At 36.0% G+C, this 4,963-nt stretch carries 5 protein-coding genes; 4 read left to right on the top strand and 1 reads right to left on the bottom strand.

The annotated features are described in order from the left end of the window. Nucleotides 1-228 precede the first annotated feature (228 nt). From WBM70_RS08535 to bioA, 4 genes are all read left to right on the top strand, one after another. Nucleotides 229-885 carry a hypothetical protein gene (locus tag WBM70_RS08535; RefSeq protein ID WP_424558084.1) on the top strand — a complete coding sequence of 219 codons (657 nt, stop codon included), beginning with the start codon at nucleotides 229-231 and terminating at the stop codon, nucleotides 883-885. Nucleotides 886-1,218: 333 nt separating this feature from the next. Continuing rightward, on the top strand, nucleotides 1,219-1,398 hold the full coding sequence (locus tag WBM70_RS08530) for a hypothetical protein (RefSeq protein ID WP_424558083.1): 180 nt from the start codon (nucleotides 1,219-1,221) through the stop codon (nucleotides 1,396-1,398). 72 nt (nucleotides 1,399-1,470) lie between these two features. Continuing rightward, complete coding sequence (locus WBM70_RS08525; RefSeq protein WP_424558082.1) at nucleotides 1,471-2,073, top strand: hypothetical protein; 603 nt, start codon at nucleotides 1,471-1,473, stop codon at nucleotides 2,071-2,073. A 421-nt stretch (nucleotides 2,074-2,494) separates the two neighbouring features. After that, nucleotides 2,495-3,787: an adenosylmethionine--8-amino-7-oxononanoate transaminase gene (gene bioA, locus WBM70_RS08520; RefSeq protein ID WP_424558081.1), complete on the top strand. Its 1,293-nt coding sequence runs from the start codon at nucleotides 2,495-2,497 to the stop codon at nucleotides 3,785-3,787. Between the two features lie 193 nt (nucleotides 3,788-3,980). Here bioA and WBM70_RS08515 read toward each other — a convergent pair. Beyond that, nucleotides 3,981-4,963: isocitrate/isopropylmalate family dehydrogenase (locus tag WBM70_RS08515; protein WP_424558080.1), on the bottom strand; the 983-nt coding region annotated here is incomplete at its 5' end.

The raw sequence follows: 4,963 nt of genomic DNA, 5'->3' as shown, positions 1-4,963 counted from the left end.
TCATCTTGAATACAGACACTGGTAGAGGCTAGACACTTACTAATTCAGTAAAACCTAACTTTTCTAAAACCTTACATACCGCTATAGCGAATAACCTTATATTCTATGTTAGATTATAAGGTTTTGATCTTCATAGAATCATGGTTGTATATAAAGTGACTTTAGGGTGATACAAATGCCTATCCAAACGTGATATAATATAAAAGGTACATCTTAAAGGAACAGAAAATGAAAAAGCTATTATCAGGTCTATCGGTTTTATTTATGTTATTTGTCATTGGATGTGGAGGGGGTGGGTCCTCATCTGATGACGGAGGCGTATCTGCAAATCCAACACCCATAGGATATGACTTAAGAACATTTATTGACAAGTCATTTTTTAGAGCAGAAGGTACTGTAGATGATGTAGATATTTTAGTAACATACTTTAGTGAATATATAGGTAGTGAGGACTATCTTGGAACCCCCTTAGATATGCATCTAAATGAACTTTCTTTAACTTATCCCGGTGGAGTTACTTTTGAAACCTCATACACGGGAACATATTTAGGTAATATTTATACCATAGAGGGTCCTTCTAGAAATTGTGAAATTGTAGATGGGCATACACCGACTCCTGTCCCAACCGATGCAACTATAGGTTATGTCTCAGATATAGTTCCTTTATCATGTACGGATGGTGTAACCATGGTAGTATACTTTGAACTTCAGGATGGTGGAGACAATACTGCTCTTCTTGTTAGCACATCAAAAACTTATATTAATGGAGAGACACTTGTAGTAGAAAGTATCTCTAAAATAGACACAGATCTGAACCTTCTCGCATATGAAATGCAAATTGGAAACGATATTCATTTTGAAGCTACATCTATCACGCAATATTAGGCTAAGCTCTTACCATTTACCATAATGATAGATAAGCCTGACTAAATCCTCGTGTTCATTAAAAACACTTCTACAAAACCTTATAAAATATATAATAATATAAGGTTTTCTCTTGTAGCCATTTTCTTACCTTTTTTGATAAATAGACAGTGCTATATGTCTCATAATGTCAACTTCAAGATAACCTTCCACAATCACATCAAACATACATATTAATTGTCTCAGAAAGTGTTTTTTTGAAGGGTCTTTGTACCTTTATTAGTTGATAATACACCTATACCTTCAAAAAAACTTCCAAACTAAAATTTTTTTATAGGCTATTTATAGGTAACTATGAGACTCTTCACGCTTTCATTCTTTCATAACCAAAAAACACCAATGTCTGCTTCTGCATACTATTTGTATGTAAAACTCTCACCTAACGTTATGTCATTCATTAAATATATAGACCAAGTAGATGCTATTCAACTGTATCATAAAATAGATTTGCCATTTATGGATATCAAATATTAAAAACCCGTGATATACTATATATTAGATATACATCTATACAAGATGTATACAGTTCATTACAAAAGGAAAAAAATGAGAAGTCAACATAAAAAGTTTACAATGATGGTAGCCAGTAGTTTAGTATTGATTATGGGATCTCCTGTGGCGGTATACCCTGTAGAGGAAAGTCTTCAGGTTTCAGTTGAAGAAGGCGTGGCAGGGTTGAGTGTTCTTGAGACTATTGATGTGAGCGCAAAAGTAATCGCTATTGATGCTGAAAACCGCAAGCTTAAACTTTTAAGAACAGATGGTAAAGAGATCACTGTTTCCATAGGGAAGGAAGCTGTTAATTTTGATCAGATCAAAGTTGATGATATGGTTAGTGCTACTGTGGCGAAAGAGTTGATTGTTTCAGTCAACAAACAGAATGTATCTACCGAAGAAGGAGCTGCTGGAATTGTAGCTACTGCGCCTAAAGGTGAGAAACCAGGTGGTATAATAGGTGAAACTGTTATAGTGACTGCGAAAGTCGTAGAAATTGATCAGGAGAAACGTACAGCAACCATTCAATTCAAAGATGGAGAAACAAAAACAATTGCTGTACGTGATGATATCGACTTAAGTAAACATAAGATTGGTGAGCAAGTAGTATTTCAGATAACTGAAATGATTGCAATTAAGGTCGAAAAGCAATAATAGTAAACACAAAAATACGAATAGCAAAGAACTGCGATATACGTTATGAGTGCTATCAACCGATACAGCAAAAAATTACAAGTGAAATCACTATTTTTGCACTGGATTACTTCGATTGAGCACCCTTTAGATTCAATGGAAAGATCCATATTCATTATATGGATCATTAGATGAAAATCTAGAATGAGGATGGAGTACAGTATAGTAAATATTTTGTTCTACTCTCCTTGATTGTTTTCATAGCCTTATAATCTAACATATTTTATAAGGTTTTGAAAGATGGACTTCATTAATTCAGTACATGTAGTTTAACATCATCCTGCAAAACGATTGTCATAGGCATTTAACTCTTCATAAAGTTGCTAGAAGAAAGATTGTATAATTTAGAGATATAATCTAAAAAAATATAAGGATAAATTTTATGTTAGAGTACGATAGAGAGCATGTTCTCCATCCTTATGCACCCTCAAATCCATTATCAAATATGACATTTGTAAAATCAGCTAAGGGAGTATACCTTGAGCTAGAAGATGGAAAGAAAATAATAGATGCAATGTCATCATGGTGGTCAGTCATTCATGGCTATAATGTAGAGTCTTTAAATGCTGCTGCTGTAGAGCAGATTACAAAAATGTCTCATGTTATGTTTGGGGGAATTACACATGAACCAGCAATAAATCTAGCAAAAAAACTTATTGAAATTACTGATAGATCTTTGGAGAGGGTGTTTTTTAGTGACTCAGGTTCTGTTTCCGTTGAGGTTGCTTTGAAAATGGCATTTCAGTATTGGAACTCTCAAGGAAACAGCCAAAAAAGAAAAATTCTAGCATTCTCCAAAGGATATCATGGTGATACGTTTGGAGCAATGAGTGTATGTGACCCTATTACAGGAATGCACTCAGCATTTGAAGGGATTCTACATAAAAATATATTTGCAGATTCTCCGGAATGTCCTTATGGTGCAAAGTGGGATGAGAAATACATTTCCGATTTTGCATCGAAGTTGGAGCAAAACCACAAAGAGATAGCTGCAGTCATTATTGAGCCTATAGTTCAAGGTGCGGGGGGTATGAACATCTATTCCCCTTCATTCTTAAAATCTGTAAGGGCTTTATGTGATGAGTATGATGTTTTGTTGATCCTTGATGAGGTAGCTACAGGGTTTGGTAGAACAGGAAAATTATTTGCCTACGAGCATGCTAATATTTCCCCAGATATTTTATGTATCGGTAAGGCACTTACCGGTGGATATATGTCACTTGCAGCAACACTCACAAGTAAAAAAGTGATGCAGGGTGTTGAAGCAAATGGAAATGTGCTTATGCATGGACCAACTTTTATGGCAAACCCTTTAGCTTGCGCAGTTGCAAATGCTTCTCTCGAACTACTACTCAATTCTCCATGGAAAGAGAGAATACAAAACATTCAAACACAGTTAAATAAAGAGCTGAGAAAATGTGAAGCGCTTACAATAGTAAAAGAAGTTCGTATTCTTGGGGCGATTGGCGTTGTAGAGTTAAATGAAGAGGTTGACTTAGATTTTATGACTCCGGCATTTATAAGAGAAGGTGTCTGGGTGAGGCCGTTTTTAAATCTCGTCTATATTATGCCTCCGTTTGTTATAACAAAAGAGGAGCTAACTCACTTGACTTCAGCCATTTTTAATGTCGTCAAAGGGTATGAATGCTACAAGGAAAATGCGAAAAAAATTTAGGGGTGAATTTAACTATCTCGTAATGATCGCAATATCAAAAAACACCGTTAATCTCATTGATTAGTTCGGTATGAAGCTCTTCCCTCAGTGCAATAGAGGGGAGATATAGGTTATTGACTTTAACCTAAGCTGGAAACTCTTTCACCCTCTAATAGGTAGAGGGTTTCAAGTTTAATCCATTTTAGGCTGTTGGTTACTCGCCTTGTCCTAGAGAGTAAGCACGCTCACCATCTTCAAATGCATAAAGATTTTCAGTTTTAATCACTTCAATACCTGCTTCATCAATTCTGTTCATCATATCCGTGATGTCACCATTTGTGATTACGTCACCTTGGTTTTTCGCGTAGAAACGACATCTCCAGTGGTCAGTTAAGAAAGTCTCTGGGTGACCATTTGGATAGACTTTTTGACCACGGTTAGAGATCATTTTAAGTGCTATGTTAGTACCTTCAGTAAGCTCAACTAGCTTATCACCAATTGTATTTGAGTCACAGTCGTCTTTAGTAAAGATATCACAACCGATAAGATTCATTTTTGTGTCTCTTACATTTGTAAGCTCAGGTTTTTTGATTTTGATCGCTTTGTCATATTTTACAGCTTCTAGTGTTGATGGTTTTTGACCAAGTCTCTCGATCACTGCATCAGCGAACTCTTTCGTTCCCACTTCTGTATAGTCTCTACCTTGAGCTTTAAGCTTTCTAGCAAGGTCATACGTTACGATACCATCTTCGATCGTTTTGAGCCATGCATTGTGAACTTTTTCAGCTACTTCTGGTTGACCCACTTGTACCATCATCATCACACCTGAAAGTAAAAGTCCAGATGGATTCGCTTTGTTTTGACCAGCGTGACGTGGAGCTGAACCGTGGATTGCTTCATACATTGCTATATCAGAACCAACATTCGCACCTGGAGCGATACCAACTGAACCTGTCATTAATCCAAGAATATCAGTAGCAACATCACCATAAAGGTTAGGCATAAGAACCATATCGAAGTCTTCTGGAGCATCTACAAGTTTAGCCATACCGATATCGATAATCCAGTCATCCGCTTGAATTTCAGGGTACTTTTTCGCTGTTTCGTAGAATACTTTTACAAAAAGACCATCAGTGATCTTCATGATGTTATCTTTGATCATACAAGTGATTCTTTTTCTACCATATGCTTTTGCAT

This window comes from Sulfurovum sp., assembly GCF_049668085.1.
In the GTDB taxonomy this organism is placed as follows: Bacteria; Campylobacterota; Campylobacteria; order Campylobacterales; family Sulfurovaceae; genus Sulfurovum.
This window is presented reverse-complemented; position numbering and strand designations above follow the sequence as displayed.

Excerpts from the sequence above, each read along its gene's own strand:
- WBM70_RS08535 (WP_424558084.1), top strand. The coding sequence starts at position 229 with ATGAAAAAGCTATTATCAGGTCTATCGGTTTTATTTATGTTATTTGTC.
- WBM70_RS08530 (WP_424558083.1), top strand. The coding sequence starts at position 1,219 with ATGAGACTCTTCACGCTTTCATTCTTTCATAACCAAAAAACACCAATG.
- WBM70_RS08525 (WP_424558082.1), top strand. The coding sequence starts at position 1,471 with ATGAGAAGTCAACATAAAAAGTTTACAATGATGGTAGCCAGTAGTTTA.
- bioA (WP_424558081.1), top strand. The coding sequence starts at position 2,495 with ATGTTAGAGTACGATAGAGAGCATGTTCTCCATCCTTATGCACCCTCA.